The sequence below is a fragment of the Devosia sp. genome, from assembly GCF_041917035.1.
Lineage (GTDB): Bacteria > Pseudomonadota > Alphaproteobacteria > Rhizobiales > Devosiaceae > Devosia_A.
The window spans coordinates 1-17,516 of record NZ_JAYRYM010000021.1 but is presented as its reverse complement, the minus strand read 5'-3'; the positions used below and the strand labels follow the sequence as shown (position 1 = coordinate 17,516).

14 protein-coding genes are annotated in these 17,516 nt (G+C 68.9%); 3 read left to right on the top strand and 11 right to left on the bottom strand.

The features are described 5' to 3' along the window. Positions 1–37: 37 nt before the first annotated feature. From ACE3TU_RS04320 to ACE3TU_RS04300, 5 genes are all read right to left on the bottom strand, one after another. Complete coding sequence (locus tag ACE3TU_RS04320) at positions 38–1,228, bottom strand: amidohydrolase/deacetylase family metallohydrolase (protein ID WP_374620671.1); 1,191 nt, start codon at positions 1,226–1,228, stop codon at positions 38–40. Between the two features lie 59 nt (positions 1,229–1,287). Continuing rightward, positions 1,288–2,367, bottom strand: a complete 1,080-nt coding sequence (locus ACE3TU_RS04315; RefSeq protein ID WP_374620668.1) for a Gfo/Idh/MocA family protein — start codon at positions 2,365–2,367, stop codon at positions 1,288–1,290. Between the two features lie 64 nt (positions 2,368–2,431). Then, on the bottom strand, positions 2,432–3,595 hold the full coding sequence (locus tag ACE3TU_RS04310; protein ID WP_374620665.1) for an ABC transporter substrate-binding protein: 1,164 nt from the start codon (positions 3,593–3,595) through the stop codon (positions 2,432–2,434). A 70-nt stretch (positions 3,596–3,665) separates the two neighbouring features. Next, the gene (locus tag ACE3TU_RS04305; protein WP_374620662.1) at positions 3,666–4,511 is read right to left on the bottom strand and encodes an ABC transporter permease; all 846 of its coding nucleotides are present in this window, start codon (positions 4,509–4,511) and stop codon (positions 3,666–3,668) included. A gap of 7 nt (positions 4,512–4,518) precedes the next feature. Further along, positions 4,519–5,340, bottom strand: coding sequence for an ABC transporter ATP-binding protein (locus ACE3TU_RS04300; RefSeq protein WP_374620659.1), 822 nt, complete (start codon positions 5,338–5,340; stop codon positions 4,519–4,521). 314 nt (positions 5,341–5,654) lie between these two features. On the opposite strand from ACE3TU_RS04300, the gene ACE3TU_RS04295 reads away from it, so the two are divergent. From ACE3TU_RS04295 to ACE3TU_RS04285, 3 genes are all read left to right on the top strand, one after another. Continuing rightward, positions 5,655–6,572, top strand: coding sequence for a MurR/RpiR family transcriptional regulator (locus ACE3TU_RS04295; RefSeq protein WP_374620656.1), 918 nt, complete (start codon positions 5,655–5,657; stop codon positions 6,570–6,572). 65 nt (positions 6,573–6,637) lie between these two features. After that, the gene (locus ACE3TU_RS04290) at positions 6,638–8,413 is read left to right on the top strand and encodes a flavin-containing monooxygenase (protein ID WP_374620653.1); all 1,776 of its coding nucleotides are present in this window, start codon (positions 6,638–6,640) and stop codon (positions 8,411–8,413) included. Further along, positions 8,410–9,504, top strand: a complete 1,095-nt coding sequence (locus tag ACE3TU_RS04285; protein WP_374620650.1) for a M20 family metallopeptidase — start codon at positions 8,410–8,412, stop codon at positions 9,502–9,504. The genes ACE3TU_RS04290 and ACE3TU_RS04285 overlap by 4 nt, the downstream gene beginning before the upstream one ends. Before the next feature lie 7 nt (positions 9,505–9,511). On the opposite strand, the gene ACE3TU_RS04280 is transcribed toward ACE3TU_RS04285, so the two are convergent. The 6 genes from ACE3TU_RS04280 to ACE3TU_RS04255 all read right to left on the bottom strand — a co-directional run. Beyond that, positions 9,512–10,306, bottom strand: coding sequence for a DUF2189 domain-containing protein (locus tag ACE3TU_RS04280; RefSeq protein WP_374620647.1), 795 nt, complete (start codon positions 10,304–10,306; stop codon positions 9,512–9,514). 173 nt (positions 10,307–10,479) lie between these two features. Beyond that, positions 10,480–12,075, bottom strand: a complete 1,596-nt coding sequence (locus tag ACE3TU_RS04275) for a CRTAC1 family protein (RefSeq protein WP_374620644.1) — start codon at positions 12,073–12,075, stop codon at positions 10,480–10,482. After that, positions 12,072–13,394, bottom strand: coding sequence for a vanadium-dependent haloperoxidase (locus ACE3TU_RS04270; protein ID WP_374620641.1), 1,323 nt, complete (start codon positions 13,392–13,394; stop codon positions 12,072–12,074). The genes ACE3TU_RS04275 and ACE3TU_RS04270 overlap by 4 nt, the downstream gene beginning before the upstream one ends. Positions 13,395–13,501: 107 nt before the next feature. Then, the gene (locus tag ACE3TU_RS04265; protein ID WP_374620638.1) at positions 13,502–14,506 is read right to left on the bottom strand and encodes an SEL1-like repeat protein; all 1,005 of its coding nucleotides are present in this window, start codon (positions 14,504–14,506) and stop codon (positions 13,502–13,504) included. Between the two features lie 80 nt (positions 14,507–14,586). Next, a complete protein-coding gene (locus ACE3TU_RS04260; RefSeq protein WP_374620635.1) occupies positions 14,587–16,296 on the bottom strand; it encodes a hydantoinase B/oxoprolinase family protein in 1,710 nt (569 codons plus the stop codon). Between the two features lie 3 nt (positions 16,297–16,299). After that, positions 16,300–17,516 (bottom strand): hydantoinase/oxoprolinase family protein (locus tag ACE3TU_RS04255; RefSeq protein ID WP_374620632.1); only part of this gene is annotated, 1,217 nt, incomplete at its 5' end.

The window sequence follows — 17,516 nt, the reverse complement described above, 5'->3', positions numbered from 1 at the left end:
ATGGCGGCCCCGTGCGTCCCGCCGCACCGACGCAGCGTCAGTGATGATGGTGGTGGTGCTCGTGCAGCACGAACGGCTCCTCGAAGGGGCGGTGCGTCACCTCCATCTCGCGGCCGCCGAGGTAGCAGGCGACCGGCTGGAGCAGGCGCGTCCCCTGCCGGGTGACGCCCTGGACGTCGGCGAAAACGTAATTCGAGGGCACGTCGCGGAGCACGGTGATGTCGGCCTCGGCGCCCACCGCGATATGGCCGAGGTCGGGCCGCCGCACCGCCAGGGCCGGCCGGCTGGTCGACATGCCGATGATGTCCTTGAGCGGGATGCCGCAATTGTAGAGCTTGCTCATGGTGTGGAGCAGGTCGAAGCCGGGCCCCTCGACGGCGACGACGTGGACGTCGGACGAGATCAGGTCGGGCGGGAAGCCATCCCGCAGTGCCGCCTCGGTCGAGGCGTAGCCGAAGGCGCCCATGCCGTGGGCAATATCGAACAGCACGCCGCGCTCGCGGGCGTCGCGAACCTCCTTGAGGACCTTGCCGTCGGGCCCGAGCGCCGAATTGGGATCGGGCCGGTAGCAGTGGGTGAGGATATCGCCCGGCCGCAGCATCGAAACGACCTCGGCATAGCTCGGCGGCGGCCCGCCGATATGGGTCATCAGCGGCAGCCCGGTCTGTTCGGCCGCCTCGAGCGCCAGTTCCAGCGCCCCGAGGCCGAGATCGCCGGTGGCGGGGCCGCCGATGCGCACCTTGACGCCGATGATCCTGTCGCGGTTGGCCTCGATCTTTCGGACGCAGCGATCGACCGGCAGCATGTCGGCGAGCGTCGCCTCGCCGATGAACAGGCCCTTGTCGAAGCCGAAGATGCCGGGAAACGAGATGTTGAGAAAGGCAAGGATGCGGTAGGGCGAGCGCGCCATGACGTAGTCGCGGAAGCCGTCATAATTGCCGGCGCCGGCGCTGCCGGCATCGATCAGCGTGGTGATGGCGGCGCGGCGCGCGATCATGTCGGGATCGACGCTGAGCGAGGTCGCCTTGTGGTAGACATGGGTGTGGATGTCGATGAGGCCCGGCGCAACGATGCAGCCGGCAACGTCGCGGACCCTGGCGCCGGTCGCGTCGAGGCCCTGGCCGATGGCGGCGATGCGGCCGCCGCGGACGCCCACGTCGAACATCCCGTCGACGCCGTTGCGCTCGTCGATCACCCGACCGCCCTTGAGCACCAGGTCAAAGCTCATCCTACCCACTCCGGTTTCGGCCCGGCGGCGCGATGGGCGCCGCCGCGACGGTTGCGCCGCTAGGCCAGTTCGACGACGCGCTTCTCGTTGATCGACTGCTCGGCGGCCAGCACGATCCTGAGGCTGTTCACGGCGGCATCCATCTGCTCGGTGAGATCGATGTCCTCGTTGATGGCCTTGAGGAAGAAGGCCTGCTCGCGATCGCAGAGTTCCTGGTGGTTGGGCTCGTCGGTCATGGTGAAGATCTCGTCCTTCCTGACGAAGGACTTGTCGCCCGGCGCGACCTCGGCATGGTGGTACTGAATGGCGTCGGTCTTGGTGTGCTGGTCGATATCGGAGGAGTCCGAGACGCCTTCCTTGTGATCCTTGGGGTTGGGGACGATGGAGACGGCGCCCCTGGGGCCGACCACGTCCTTCACGAAATAGGCCACCTCGCTCATCATCGGCCCCCAGCCGGCCTCGTACCAGCCGACCGAGCCGTCGTCGAAGGTGACGTGCAGATGCCCGTAGTTCGGCTTGTCGGCCTCGGCCCAGAGTCTCGCGCCGATGCCGTGCACGCGCACCGGCCTGGCGCCGGTCAGCTGGCACATGACGTCGACATAGTGCACGCCGCAATCAACGATGGGGATCAGGGAATCGATGAGGTTCTTGTGCCAGTCATAGGTCGGCCCGCCGCTCTGCTGGTTGAGGTTGAGCCGCATGACGAGGGGCTTGCCGAGGGTCTGGCCGAGCTCGATGAACTTCATCCAGCTGGGATGGACGCGCAGGATGTAGCCGAGGACGAGCTTCCTTTTCTTCTCGCGCGCGAGCTTCACCACCGCCTCGGCATCCTCGATGGTGGTGGCGAGGGGCTTTTCCATGAACACATGCGCGCCGGCATTGATCGCCTTGATGGCGTATTCGGCGTGGGTATTGGGCCAGGAGTTGATCGACACGGCGTCGGGCCGGGTGACGCGCAGCGCCTCGTCATAATCCTCGAACAGCGGGTAGCCCTTGAGTTCGTCCGGAATCGGCTTGGACTTGATCGACCGGCTCATCAGCCCGACGATCTCGAAACCCGGATTGCGATGGTAGGCACTGGCGTGGGACTTGCCCATGTTGCCCAGCCCGACCACCAGGATTCTAACTTTGCTCGGCATGCCGCCCTCCCTCGCAGTTCGGTGTGGTGCGCGGGCGGCAGCAGGTGCCGCCCGCGCGATTGGCTCAGCGATCGGCCGGGATGGCCTGGTCGTAGAGGTGCGCCTTGACGTCCTCGATGTTGATCGCCTTGAAGGCGTCCGACAGCGTGACCGCGGCGGCATCGGCCTTGACCTTGTCGTGGTCGAAATCGTTGGCCGGCCCGATGCAGGCATTGGTGACGACGTCGTCGGCCTTCACCGGCTTGGTGATCTGCTTGAGGTCGTAGATCTTGTCGAAGAAGGTCTGCCAGGCGGCGACGTCGTGATCGCCCCAGCCGGCGCGCTTGGACATGTCGCCGCGGAACACGGCGATCTGCTGCAGGATCGAGGTGGCGCCCAGCTCCGGTCCGATATTGCTGGCCAGCGTCGGGAACTGCTCGAACACCGCTTCGACCGCGGCGAGCGGATTGTGATAGGCGAACTCGAGGCCCATGGCCCAGCCGCGCAGGTACTTGTCGAGGAAGGCCTTGCGCTCCGGATCGTCGATATCGGCGGCGCGGACGCAGAAGGTATTGGCGAAGAGCGGCGACTTCTGCACGCCCAGCCAGTACTCGAACTCGAGGTTGGAACCGATCCACTCGGCGCGCAGCCCCTCCCAGGCGAGGGCGGCGTCGCCCTGGCCGGCGGCGAGTGCCGTGCCCCAGGTCGGCCAGCCGGCCTCGACATACTTCACCTTCGAGATGTCGACGCCCTGCACCGCCAGCATCGGATCGACGATCGGCTGCCAGGCGGCCGAGCCGAGCAGGATCGTCTTGCCTTCGAGCTTCTTGAGGTCGTTGGAGCCCTCGCCCTTGCGGAAGGCGAGGCTGAAAGTATCGAGCGCGCCCATGTGGAAGGCGCTCTTGAGCTTCATGCCGTTCTCGAGCGCGAAGGAGAACACGCCCGGCGAGGGGAAGCCCATGTCGGCCTGGCCGACATCGACGAACTTGACGGTGGCGGTGCCGTCCGACGGGCCGGGCTGCATGTCGGTCTCGACGCCCAGATCGGCGAAGTAGCCCATCTTCTTGCCGATCCAGTACGGATAGTCGTCGAGCACCTCGAGGGTGCCGCGCGGCGAGATCCAGGTGAACTTGGGATACGGCGCGGCGGTGGCGCGGCCGACCCCGCCCAGCGCCGTGGCGGTCACGACGCCTGCGGCGGATACCTGCAGGAAGGTGCGGCGGCTCATGCCGCCCGGAAACATGCTCATTCGAATTCCCCTGTTGCTGTCGTCCCTAGTCATGTGCCCCGCCTCGTCCCTCCAGCGGCGGGGTGCTGGTTCAGGCCTCCCAACTCGCGAACTTCTTGCCCAGAAGGAAGAAGAGCACGTAGATCAGGATGCCCAGGATCGAGAGGATCAGAACCACCGCGAAGAACTGCGGCATCTGGATCATGGAGGAGTAGGAGGTGAGCCGGTTGCCCAGCCCGAAGCCGCCGCCGACCATTTCGGCGCCCACCGCAGTGAGCAGGCCGAAAATCGAGCCCACCATCAGCCCGACGAAGATCATCGGCAGCGCCATCGGGGCGCGCACCTTCCAGAAGATCTGGATGGTCGAGGCGCCGTAGGAGCGGGCCAGCGCGATCTTGCCGCGGTCGACGCGGCGGAAGCCGGTGGCGGCGTTGATCATCACCATCGGACCCGAGGCGAGTGCCACGGCGATGATGCGCGGCTCGTAGCCGAAGCCGAAGCGCAGGATCAGGAGGGGCACCAGCGCCAGCATCGGCGTGGTGACGAGCAGCAGGATATAGGGGGTGATGATCTTTTCGACGAAGGGGAACTGCGTGATCACCGCGGCGAGCACCAGCCCGGTGACGGCGCCGATGCCGAAGCCGAGGAACAGCTCCACCAGCGTGTGGCCCAGGTGCGGCAGGATGAAGCCGAAATCGTTGACCAGCGCGGCGCCGATCTCGCTGGGCTTGGGCAGCACGTATTGCGGGACCTGGAAGAGGTTGAGCAGCAGTTCGGTGCCGCCGATCACCACCACCGCGACGAGTGCGATGGCGAGGACCTCGCGCATTGAGCGGATACCCGGTCCGCTGGTCAGGGCGGACATGTTGGTGATGCCGACCTGCTGGTCGGCGCCAGCGGACTTCTTGAACTCGGGAATGGCGTCGGTTTCGCTCACGGCGTGCTCACTGGGCGGGCTGGGCGAGGGGGGACGGCACGGGCGCGAAGCGGCTCTTCTGATCGCCGACGATCTCGAGCTTGATGGCGTTCATCAGGTCGAAGACTTCCTTGGTGGCCATGATCTCGAGCGAGCGCGGCCGCGGGAACGGCACGCGATACTCGTTGGCGACGCGACCGGGGCGGGCGCTCATGACGATCACCCGGTCGGACATGAAGATGGCTTCCTCGATCGAATGGGTGATGAGGACGATGGTGGTGCGGGTCTCGAGCCAGATCTCCTCGACCAGCCGGTTCATCTCCTCGCGGGTGAAGGCATCGAGGGCGCCGAACGGCTCGTCCATCAGCAGCACGGAGGGCTTGAAGGAGAGAGCCCGCACCAGCGCGGCGCGCTGCTGCATGCCGCCCGACAGTTCGCGCGGGAAGCGCTGGCCGAAGCCCTCGAGACCGACCTTGTGCAGCAGCTCGTCGATCCACAGCCGATCCGGCTTGGTGCCCTTGATCTCGAAGGGGAAGTTGATGTTGGCGGTGAGGTTGCGCCAGGGCAGCAGGTTCGCATCCTGGAACACCATGCCGATCTCGGGGCTGGGCCCGGTGATCGCACGGCCGTCCAGCAGCACGTCGCCGGACGTCAGTCCGTGCAGTCCCGACATCGACCACAGCAGCGTGGTCTTGCCGCAACCGGAGGGACCGACGATGGCGACAACTTCGCCCGCCTGGACGTCGAGGCTGCAGCGATCGATGGCGAGCAGGTCGCCCGAGGCGGTGTTGTAGACCTTGGTCGCGCCACGTACCCGCAGCTTCGGATCGTGTGAATCCTGAACGCCCATCACCCCTCGCGACTGTCTTCGGCGGCCGTATCGGGCAGTGCCCGCAACGTCGTCTTTCCAGGCCGGCGATCAGTCTGAAACTATCCGACGAAGCGAGTCAAGCGAGCTGCCAGAGGATTAGCCAATGTGACTATTTGCCTGGTTTGTCGGCAAATCCGGCTTGCGATGTGTGTAAGTTTCCGACATTGTCGGCCCGCGAAAGCTTCCGTCAGGCACTCTCGGTGCGGCGGACCGATGGGGGACAGCGGGCTTTCCGGGGATGCAGATCGACGCCCGCGACAGCTCGAAGGGCGCCGTCGATGCGGAGGTCACCGATGGGCGACAGTCAGGACGACACGGGCCATGACCGGCCGGTTCCCGACATCCTGTCGCAGATCAAGGATTCCTACCACGAGCTGCGGCCGGCGGAGCGCCGCGTCGCCGATGTCGTGCTGGCCGAGGTGACTTTCGCGGTCGACGCCTCGAATGCCGAGATCGCCCGCCGGGCCGACGTGTCGGAGCCGACGGTGACGCGCTTCTGCCGCGCCATCGGCTGCGACGGGGTGCGGGACTTCAAGCTCAAGCTGGCGCAATCTGTGGTGGTGGGACGGCTCTACCTCGCGACCATGCCGCGGCCGCCCGAACCGACGCAGAACGGCGTGCCGCTGTGGAACGAGGTGTTCGGCGAAATCCGCGGGGCCCTCGAGCGGGTCGAGCGGCAGATCGATCCGGAGGCGGTGTTGCAGGCCGCCGAGCTGATCGCCGGTGCGCACCAGGTGAGCGTCTTCGGCCTTGGGGGCAGCTCGTCGGCCCTCGCCCAGGAAACGCAGTATCGGCTGTTCCGCTACGGTGTGGTGGTGACGGCGCATTCCGACCCCTATGTGATGCGGATGACGGCGTCGACGCTCAGGCCGGATGACGTGGTCATCGCCATCTCGGCCACCGGCCGCACCCGCGAGGTGATCGACGCGGTGGAACTGGCCAAGCAGTACCGCGCGCAGACCATCTGCATCACGGCACCGGACACCGACCTGACGCGGATCTGCGACGTCCGGCTGACGGTCGACATTCCGGAATACCCCGACACCATGAAGCCGACGGCGTCGCGCTTCGCGTTCCTCACCATCATCGACCTGATCTCGGCGGCGACGGGCTACCGGCTCGACGCCTCGGCGCGCGAGACGCTCAGGCGCATCAAGTTCAACGTGGTCAACCACCGCAAGGGCCGGGAACTCGAGCCGCTCGGCGACTGAGCGCGGCGTTCCGTGACGACTTTCCGGCGACGCCTCCCGCCGCCGGCGCTGCAAAGGGACTGCACATGCTCGACACTTCTCCCGCCGCCCGGGCCGCGGCCTGGCTGGCCGCGTTCGCCGCGGCCCTCGAGAGCCGCGACAGCGGCCGAATCCTCGAGAGCTTCGCCGAGGACTGCTACTGGCGCGACCTCGTCGCCTTCACCTGGAACGTCAAGACCATGGAGGGCCGGCCGGCGATCGCCGCGATGCTGGACGAGACGCTGGCGCGCACCGCCCCGTCCGGCTTCGTGCCCGGCGAGGCGAAGGACACCGAGGACGGCATCGAGGCCTGGTTCAGCTTCACGACGGCGAGCGGCACGGGATCGGGCATCGTCCGGCTCGAGGGCGGGCGCTGCCGCTCGATCCTGACCACGCTGCAATCGCTCACCGGCTTCGAGGAGCCGCTCGGGCACAGCCGGCCGACGGGCGTGCGCCACGGCGCCGATCGCAACCGCAGGACCTGGACGGAAGAGCGCGCGGCGGAGGCGGCGGAACTTGGGACGACGCGCCAGCCCTATTGCCTTGTCATCGGCGGCGGCCAGGGCGGCATCATGATCGCAGCGCGGCTGAGACAGCTGGGCGTACCGACCATCGTCGTCGAGAAGAACCGGCGGGCCGGCGATTCCTGGCGCAAGCGCTACCGCTCGCTCGTGCTGCACGACCCGGTCTGGTACGACCACCTGCCCTACCTGCCGTTCCCGGCCAACTGGCCGGTGTTCACCCCCAAGGACAAGATGGGCGACTGGCTCGAGGCCTATGTGAAGGTGATGGAACTCACCTACTGGACCGAGACCGAGGCGGTGCGCGCCGCCTATGACGCGGCGGCCGGCCGGTGGACGGTCGAGCTGGTGCGCGAGGGCCGTCCGATCCGGCTGCAGCCGGCGCACCTGATCTTCGCCACCGGCGCCTACGGCCCGCCGCGCTGGATCGCGCTCGACGGCGCCGAGAGGTTTGGCGGCGAGATCCTGCATTCGAGTCAGTACAGCGACGGCGCCCGCTTCAGCGGCAAGCGCGTGGCGGTGATCGGTGGCGCGAGCTCGGCGCACGATGTGTCGGTCGACCTGTGGGAGGCCGGCGCCGAGGTCACCATGATCCAGCGCTCGCCGACCACGGTGGTGCGCTCGGAAACGCTGATGGAGATGGCCTTCGACATCTACTCGGAGGCGGCGGTCGAGAGCGGGCTCGACGTCGACAGGGCCGATCTGCTGGCGGCGGCAACGCCCTTCGCGCTGCAGCCCAAGTACCAGAAGGCGCTCTACGACCGGATCCGGGTGCGCGACGCCGAGTTCTACAGGCGCCTTGCCGCCTCGGGTTTCCTCCTCGATTTCGGCGACGACGAGACGGGGCTGATGATGAAGGCCTATCGCACCGGCTCGGGCTACTATGTCGATGTCGGAGGGTCGGAACTGATCATTTCGGGCGAAATCAAGCTCAAGGCCGGGGTGGCGATCGACACTCTCACCCCGTCGGGCATCCGCTTTGCCGACGGCAGCGAGATCGCGGTCGACGCAATCATCCAGTCGACCGGGTTCCAGTCGATGCACGAAGTGGTGGCGCAACTGGTGTCGCGTGACCTCGCCCACGAGATCGGGCCGTGCTGGGGGCTCGGCTCGGGGATGCGCAACGACCCGGCGCCCTGGCACGGCGAACTCAGGAACATGTACAAGCCGACCGCGCATCCGGCGCTCTGGTTCCACGGCGGGAACCTGGCGCTGTCGCGGTTCTTCTCGAAGTTCCTCGCCCTGCAGCTCAAGGCGCGCTTCGAGGGTCTCGACACGCCCGTGTACCGGACGCCGCTGTGAGCTTCGATCCGATCGCCCTGACGCAGGAACTGGTGCGGCTCGATACCCGCAACCCGCCCGGTCGCGAGCAGCACTGCGCCGAATACCTGGCGCCGCTCCTCGCCGATTGCGGCTTTGCGGTCGACATCTCGAGCTTCGGGCCGGGCCGCACCAACCTGGTGGCGCGGATCGGCGAGGGGCCGGCGCTGTTGTTCACCGGCCATCTCGACACGGTGCCGCTCGGGGCGGCGCCGTGGACGCAGGACCCGTTCGGCGGCGACATCGTGGCGGGGCGTCTCTATGGCCGGGGAGCCTGCGACATGAAGGCGGGCGTCGCCGCCATGCTGGTCGCGGCGGCAGCCGAAGCGGGCAGCGGCAAGGCCGTGACGCTGGTGCTCACCGGCGGCGAGGAGACCGGCGCGCATGGGGCGCGGGCGCTGGCGGCCGAGCGGCTGCTGGGCGAGGCGCGGCTGCTGGTGGTGGGCGAGCCGACCGCCAACCGCTTCATCAGCGGGCACAAGGGGGCGCTGTGGCTCGAGGCCTGCTGCACGGGTGTCACGGCGCATGGCTCGACCCCGCACCTGGGCGAGAACGCCGTCTACGAGGCGGCGCGCGGCGTGGTGGCGCTCGAGGGGTTCGGCTTCAACGTCGCGCCGCACCCGATCATGGGCAGCCCGACGCTCAATGTCGGGACCATCGCCGGCGGCGCCAACATCAACTCGGTGCCGGACCGCGCGACCTTCACCGTCGACATCCGCACCGTGCCGGGCATGGACCACGCCCGGGTCGGCGAGGCCATCGGCGTGACGGTGGCGCCCGGGACCGAGGTCACGGCACTGGTCGACCTGCCGTCGGTGTGGTCCGATCCGGAGGGGCCGGGAATGCGCCGGCTGGCCGAGGCCTACACGGCCGCCACCGGACGCGCTGCGCCGGTGTCGAGCGCCAATTACTTCACCGATGCCTCGGTGCTGACGCCGGCGCTCGGCAACGTGCCGACGCTGATCTGCGGGCCGGGCGACCCGGCGATGGCGCACAAGACCGACGAATATTGCGAGGTGGCGATGATCGAGGAAGCGGTCGCCATCTACCGCGAGATCATCCGCAGCGCCTGAGCCCGCCTCAGGCGGCGGACTCCTTGCCGGCAGCGAGGGCATAGAGGTGCCAGGTGGCGTGCCCCAGCACCGGCATGATGACGACGAGCCCGAGGAAGGCCGGGGCGAGCGCCAGCAGCGTCAGTGCGGTGACGGTGACGCCCCAGCCCAGCATCGGCAGGGGGCTCCGCGCCACCGACTGGAAGCTGGTGATCAGCGCGGTGACGAAATCGAGCTCGGTATCGAGCAGCAGCGGCATGGCGACGACGGTGGCGGAGAACAGGATCAAGGCGAGGACCAGCCCAACCAGCGTGCCGACCGCAAGGAAGGTGAGGCCGCTCTGGGTGGTCAGGACCACGGTGAGGAAGCGGTCGAGCGTCGAGGGGGCGCTGAAGCCCATGAAGATCGCCAGCAGGATGCGGACCTGGTAGACCCAGACCCAGAAGATGAACAGCACCACGAAAGCCATCCAGCCCAGCTGCCGCTCGCGCTGGCGGAAGACGGTGACCAGCACCCCCTTCCAGGTCAGCGGCTCGCCGCGCGCCAGGCGCCGGCTGACCTCGTAGAGGCCGGCGGCGGCAAACGGACCGACGAGCGGAAAGCCGATGGCAATGGGGATGATCATCCAGGGCGCATCGAGGACGCCGAGGAAGAGGAAGATGGCCACCCCGCCCAGGGCGAAGACACCGCCGAAGAACAGCCCGTAGAGCGGCGCGCGGGCGAAGTCGCGGATGCCCAGCCGGAGCGCGGCGACGATATCCCGCCACGCAATGGCCCTGAGTTTGGGTGCACGCGGCACCGCCCCGGACGGCACGTCGGTCATGCGCGATCTCCCCAGCCACGCAATTACCAAACGGCCAACGCCCGCAAGAACGTCGCCTTTCGCCAGCAAAGACTAGCGCAAAGCCGGCGGCCGGGGGTGCGACGGTCTGTCGCAGGGAGACGGCCCGGCGGCGGGGCGGCGCCGGGGCGGACCGCCCGTCGCCCGCGGCGCGACTATGGCCCGGTGGCGACCGGACTGGCGGATGCCTGACCCCGCTCGAGGATGTAGATCGCGTTGGCCGAGAGGTCGGCCCAGGAGCTGCGTTCGCCATCCGGCCAGACGACGGAGACGGTGGCGGTCGGCTGTTCGCCGAGGCCGAAATGGATGAAGCCGGATTGGCCGCCGGCATGGCCGCCGCCGACGGTCAGCTCGCGTCGCATCAGCGTGGTGCCGTTGTCGACCTCGAGCCAGGCGCCGATGCCGTCTCGGTTGGGGGCAGGCTGGCGCAGGCGGAACTCGATCCAGTTGCCCGCCTCCGCACTGTCGTTGCGCCAGACCTGGGCGCTGGTCCAGCGGTTCACCACCACGAGGTCGAGCCGGCCGTCGAGATTGAAGTCGACCAGTGCCGCCCCGCGGGAATTGCCGTTGGCGGAGATGCCCGCGCTCTCGCCGACCTCGACGAAGCTGCCGCCCGGCCGCTGCAGCAGCAGGTTGTTGGGGTCGCGCTCGGCGAAATCCGGCATCTGGGCGACATTGCCCTTGGCGATGAACAGATCGACGAGGCCGTCATTGTCGACGTCCTCGAACTGGGTATGCCAGGCGGTGCTGGGGCGCTGGTCCCCGCCGGTATAGGGGCGTGGCGCGGCCACCCCGCGCAGCGCCGCGACATCCTTGTAGTCCGGCCTCGTGGCGGGGCCGGGACTGCCCAGCACCTGCAACTTGTTGTCGGCCATGCTGGTGAGGAAGTACTCGGGGAAGCCGTCGGCATCGAGGTCGTAGCTGGCGATGCCCATGCCCCAGATGCGCAGCCGCTTCCAGCCATCGGCCGGGGTGAAGAGCGCCGGCTCGGCCCCGGGATCGATCCGCCAGAGCTGCTCCTCGCCGCCCTCGTAGTACTCGCGGTCGTTGGAGATGCGCAGGCTCGGCGTGCCCGACCGGTTCCAGTCGGTGAACAGCATGGAGAGCGCGCAGAAGCTCGGCGCCAGAGGACGCGGCGGGGCAAAGCCGTCGCCCTCGGGCCGGGGCCGGTGCAGCCAGTTTTCGGTGCACGAGCCCCAGGGCGAGATCTCCTCGTGCCGGTCGATGTAGTTGCCGACCGCGAGGGTGGGCCAGCCGGCCCCGCGCTCCCAGGTCAGCGCCAGCGCGGCCGACCAGGCGTCGCCACCGTCGAACCCCCAGGCCTCGTTGGCCCGCTCGAAGCGGCAGGCGCCGAGGCCGCGCATCACGACGTTCTCGCCCACCCGGAGGATGGCGAGATCGGTGATGCCGTCGCTGTCGATATCGGCGGGATAGGCACCGGCGACGCCGTCGAGCTCGAGTCCGCTCGGCTCGGCGACAAAGGTCAAGGGACCTGCGATGGTGCTGGTATTGCGATAGAAGGTGGCGGTGCCGGCGCCCCCCGGCAACAGCATGTCGGGCAGGCCGTCCCCGGAGCACTCGAAGGTCGCGACGCCGCCGCCGACCATGTAGAACCACTCCCCGTCATAGACGCTCGAGACCCCCGACGTGGCGGTTTCCTCGACGAAGTGCGGACGAGCTGGCTCCTGCGCCTGGGCGGGAACGACCGCAGACAGGGCGGCGAGGACGAGCGACAGGCGGGCGATGCTCATTTCAGCGTCTTCAGCGCCACGGTGTAGGCACCGATGCAGCGCCCCTGCTCGAGCCCGCTGACGATGGCGGCCCGATAGTGGATGCCGCCGAACAGCCGCGAGATGCCGGCTTCGTCGGCGGCGGCCCAGAAGCTCGGGAAGCTGCGCGGCGCCCGCCCGTCCGGCGATCCAGTGGCATCGACGAAACCGAAATCCTCGCCGAACATGGCCGTCAGCACGGTGGCGGCGGCACCGGACACGGTGCTGTGGCCGCTGGGGTACTCGGGAAACGGCGGCGTGATCAGGATCGGCTCCCAGGCCGGATCGATCTGCTTTCTGATATAGCTGATCGGCCGGATGAGATTGTAGACGTACTTTTCCCGCCAGCAGCCGATGAAGGCGTCGGACATCGCCACGCCGAGCCGGGCCATGAGGTCGACGCTGCGGTCGAGCGGCAATTGCTGTGCCTCGGCCACCTGCAGGGCGATCGAAATCCAGTGGCCCGGCGGCGTGGTGGAGAGCATGGGATCGTCGGACCAGAAGCGGGCGATCGCCGCCTGCTCGTCGGTGAGGCCGCGGGCGGTGTCCAGCACCTCGACGGCCTCGCGGTAGAACTGCGACTGCGGGTTGGTGCTGTACTCGGGCGGCGGCGGGATGGCGCAGGACACGCCCATCGGCGCGGCGAACGGACGGACGCTGCCCCATTGCGGCAGGAGCGGCGACTGCTGCAGGGCGATGGCGCTGGTGGGCACCCACTTGCCCTCGCCGCTCGGCAGCTCGTAGTCGAGCGGGAAGCCCAGATTGGTGATCTCGGCGCCGCCGTCGCCCTTCGACCACTCGATGATGCTGTCGGCCATCAGGGTCCCGAAGGCCGCGCTCCGCTCGAGCACGTCCGGGGGAACGCCGGCCGCGACCTCGGCCCCCCATTTGCGGTCGGCGGCGGCGACGGCCCGCTGGCCGGTGGGGCCGGTATTGCCGAAGAAGCTGCGCACCATGGTGGCCATGACGGCATGGGCGATCACCGCCTCGTCATAGGCGAGCCCCGGCTCGCGCCCCGGCACGGCCTCGAGGCCGTTGAGCTGGCCGACCAGCGAGACCAGCCGGTCGGACCCGCCGACCGCCGCCTCGTAGGCGGCCACGCCGAGATAGCCGAAGGCGCGGCTCGCGACCGGCGGCGAGTAGGTGGCGGTGTGGCGCACCAGCTCCAGCATCAGGCCGTACCAGTTCCTGAGAACCTTCGGCGCGTCCGGCCGTGCATCGGCGGCCAGCGCCCCCGTTGCGGTCGCCAGGACCAGCAGTGCGGCTGCAAGCAGCGCCATCAGGCGACGTCGAATGTCCATGCTTCCCCCCGTCACCCGCCGACACCTCGCTCCCGAGCCGTGCCGATCGTTCCGGACGCTATTTCGCCCTGCCGGCACCGCGGGGTCAATGGCCTGCCCCAAACCGGCTACCGGCGGCGCCAGGAGGCGGCCAGCCGCTGCGCCTCGGCGATTTCGTCGGCCGACATGCGGGTGGCGAGCTCGCCGAGGTTCTTCATGGCGTCGGGATGGCCCTGCTGGGCGGCGAGGTGCATCCACAGATAGGCCTGCACGTAATCGCGGGCGACGCCATAGCCGTTCTTGTACTGGATGCCGAGGCTGTTCTGCGCATGCGGCTCGCCCTGGGCCGCCGCCAGCGCGAACCAGCGCGTCGCTTCCTCGTCGTTCTGTTCGACCCCCTGCCCGTGATCGTAGAGCAGGCCGAGATTGGCCTGGGCCGGGGCATAGCCCTGATCGGCGGCACGGCGGAACCACTTCGCCGCCTCGGCATCGTCGGCGACGACACCGCGGCCGGTATTGTAGGCGACGCCGACGCTGTACTGGGCCGGGGCGTGGCCCTGGTCGGCGGCGCGGCGGAACCAGGCGAGGGCCGCCGCATCGTCGCGCGGCACGCCGCGACCGGCAGCATGCAGCAGCGCGAGCGCGTGCTGAGCGTAGGCATCGCCCTGCCCGGCGGCACGACCATACCAGAGCGCCGCCTCGGCATAGTCCTGGGCAAGGCCGTTGCCACCCTCCTCGAGCAGGACACCGAGATTGTACTGGGAATCGGCCCGGCCCTGCTCCGCGGCGAGCCGGTACCACTGGCCGGCCTCGGCATAGTCCTTCGGCACGCCCTGGCCGGCATCGTAGAGGTAGCCGAGATTGTGCTGGGCGTCGGCACTGCCCTGCAGGGCGGCGAGCCGGAACCACTTCACGGCGGTCGCCGCATCGGGCGGCACGCCCTGCCCGTTGGCGTACATGTAGCCGAGGACGGTCTGGGCGAGAGCGTTGCCGGACTCCGCGAGGGGCGGCAGTTCGCGCAGGGCGACGGCGTAGTCGCCGGACTGATAGGCGGCGATGGCCTCCGCCTCGCCGGCGCGCGCGGGCGCCGAGAGGACGAGGAGCAGCAGGAGGGCGGCGGCAGATCGGATCATGGCGCGAGCTTAGCGCCGCCGCGGCGGACTGCAAGCCGGTGCGGCGAGCGGGCCCGGGCGACCCGCCCGCCTGCCCCGGACTACATCGCCGCGCGGGGCCGGCTCGCGGCCAGGTCCACCGACATGTCGGGGGCGATGCGGACGCCATAGTCGGACCAGGCCCGCTCGACGGAGACGAGGCCGGCGCGGACATCGTCGAGAACCTCGCCGACCGGACGGGCGAGCGGATCGCCATAGCCGCCGCCCCCGCCGGTGCGGGTGACGATGCGCGTGCCCTTGCGGAAGGCGCGGGCGCGCATCTTCAGCGGATGCTCGGCCTCGCCGGCCGGAGCGAGGATGTCGTTGACCGGCCCGGCGCCCGACTGGCCGCCGGCCAGGCCCCAGGCCGGGGTGCGGGCGCGTTCGAACCAGAGCGCGCCGTAGCAGTCCTCGAGCAGCAGGTAGGTGCGGGTGACGCCGCAGCCGCCGCGCCAGCGCCCTGCCCCGCCGGAGTCGCGGCGCAGCGAGAACTCCTCGACGCGCACCGGGAACTTGGTCTCGTAGACTTCCGCCGGGATGTTGCGGAAACCGCCATTGACGAGATTGATCAGGGCGCTCTCGCCGTCGCCGCCATTGGTGCCGCCCCACCCGCCGGCGGTGGGCTCCACCGAAATCCAGCTGTCCTCGCCCTTGTCCATCTGGAAGAAGGCGGCCACCATCGAGTCGCCGTAGTGCGCCGCCGTCGCCTTCTCCGGCATGGCTTCGCCGAGGCATGAGATCATCAGGTCGCCGAGCAGGCCGAGACCGGTGAAGTACCACTCGCAGGCGGCCGGCTCACGGGCGTTGAGCAGGCAATTGTCCGGAATGCGCACCTCCATGGTGGAGAACGAGCCGCCGGTGATGGCGCGGTCCGGATTGATCATGGTCTTGTAGGCGAGGCGCAGCAGCGACTCGGTCTGCACGGCGCCGCAGTTGATCGAGCCCTGCACCGGCCCCGACGTGCCGGCGAGGTCGATGATCATCTTCTCGCCGGCAATGGTCAGCGTCAGCGCGATCTTGACCGCATCGGTGGTGACGCCGTCGTCGTCGAGGAAGCCCTCGCGGTAATAGGTTCCGTCCTTGAGCTGGCGGATCGCCTCGATGTCGAGGATGCGGGCCTGCTCGAAGATGTTGGCGCAGGCCGACCGATAGGTATCGACGCCGATGCGGTCGAGCAGGCCGCTGAGGCGCTTCTCGCCGGTCCGGATGGCGCTGATCTGGGCGTTGAGATCGCCCAGCGTCATGGTCTTGAGACGGGTGTTGCGGGTCAGCAGGTCGTACCACTCGGGGATCGGCTTGCCTTCCTTGACGATGCGGGTCGGCCCGAGCCGGATGCCTTCGTGGAAGATCGAGGTCGACCCCATGGTCGAGCCCGGATCGATGGCGCCGATATCCTGCCAGTGGGCGCGGGCGGCGCCAAAGCCGACCAGTTCGCCCTGGTGGAACAGCGGCCCGACGGCGGTGACGTCGTGCAGGTGGGTGCCCTGCAGGTAGGAATCGTTGAGGATGAAGATGTCGCCCTGCGCCATGTCGGTGCCATAGCGGGCCAGCACCAGCTTGACGCAGGCATCGATGGCGCCGACGAACAGCGGCACGCCCGTCGACTGGCCCAGCATGTTGCCCTTCTCGTCGAGCAGCACGACGGCGCTGTCGCGGCCCTCGTAGATGACGGCCGAGTAGGCCGAGCGCCAGAGCGCCGCATTCATGTCCTGGGCACAGGCGATGACGAAGTTGCGGACGACTTCGGTGGTGATCGGATCAGCGGTCTTCATGGCTCAGGCCTCCACCGGCTTGCGGGTCAGGGTCAGGTGTCCGCCCGAGATGATGCGGCCCTGCCAGTTGGGCGGGATCAGCGTGGTGGCGGTCGGCTCCTCGATGATGGCCGGGCCGTCGACCACCTCGCCGTGACCGATCTCGGCCCGCTCGATGATGGCGGTGGCGAGCTCGACGCCGTCGAAATAGACCTTGCGCTGGCGCGCCGGGCCGCGCGGCCGCATTTCGGGATCGGGGATGCCGGGCCGCGGCAGGCGACCGATGGCGGCGACGCGCAGGGTGGCGACCTCGAGCCGGCTGTCCGGGCTCGAGTGGCCGTACTGCCGGTCATAGGCGGCATCGAAGGCGGCGCGGGTCGCGGCCATGTCGACCGGATTGCCGACGATCAGGATGGTCAGCACGTATTCCTGCCCCTGGTAGCGGAAATCGCCATAGCGCTCGAACGTCATGGCATCCGCCGACAGCCCCTCGCGCGCCAGGTAGGCGCGGCCATCGGCCTCGAGCCGCTCGAACTCGGCGGCGACGCTGTCGGGCGCGGTCTGGTCCCAGAAGCCGTAGAAGGTGGTCTTGAAATCGTGCCGCACGTCGGTCTGCAGCATGCCCCAGGCGGAGAATGCGCCGGGCAGCACCGGGATGATCACCTCTTCGATATCCAGCTGGTCGGCGAGCGCCGCGGCCTGGGCCGGGCCGGCGCCGCCATAGGCGACGAGGGCGAAGTCGCGCGGATCGATGCCGCGCCGCACCGTGATGGTGCGGATGGTGTCGGCCATCTTGGCGTTGATGATGTCGACGATGCCCTGCGCCATGGCCTGGGCGGAGAGCCCGAAGCGATCGCCGATCGAGCGCACCGCAGCGACGGCGCGGTCATAGTCGAGCGTCATCGTGCCGCCGGCGAAATTGGCGCCGTCGAGCCGGCCGAGCACGAGGTTGGCATCGCTCACCGTCGGTTCGGTGCCGCCCCGGCCATAGCAGGCCGGCCCGGGCACGGAGCCGGCCGATTTGGGCCCGACGCGCACCGCGTTGGCCTCTTCCCAGGCGATCGAGCCGCCGCCGGCGCCGATGACGTTGATGTCGATGATCGACATCTGGATGGGCAGGCCCTCGAGCTCGGCCTCGTTGGAGGAGGAGGGCTGGCTGTCGACGATGAGGCTCGCATCGAAGCTGGTGCCGCCCATGTCGACGCAGATGAGGTTGGAGCGGCCGAGGGTGCGCGCCAGCG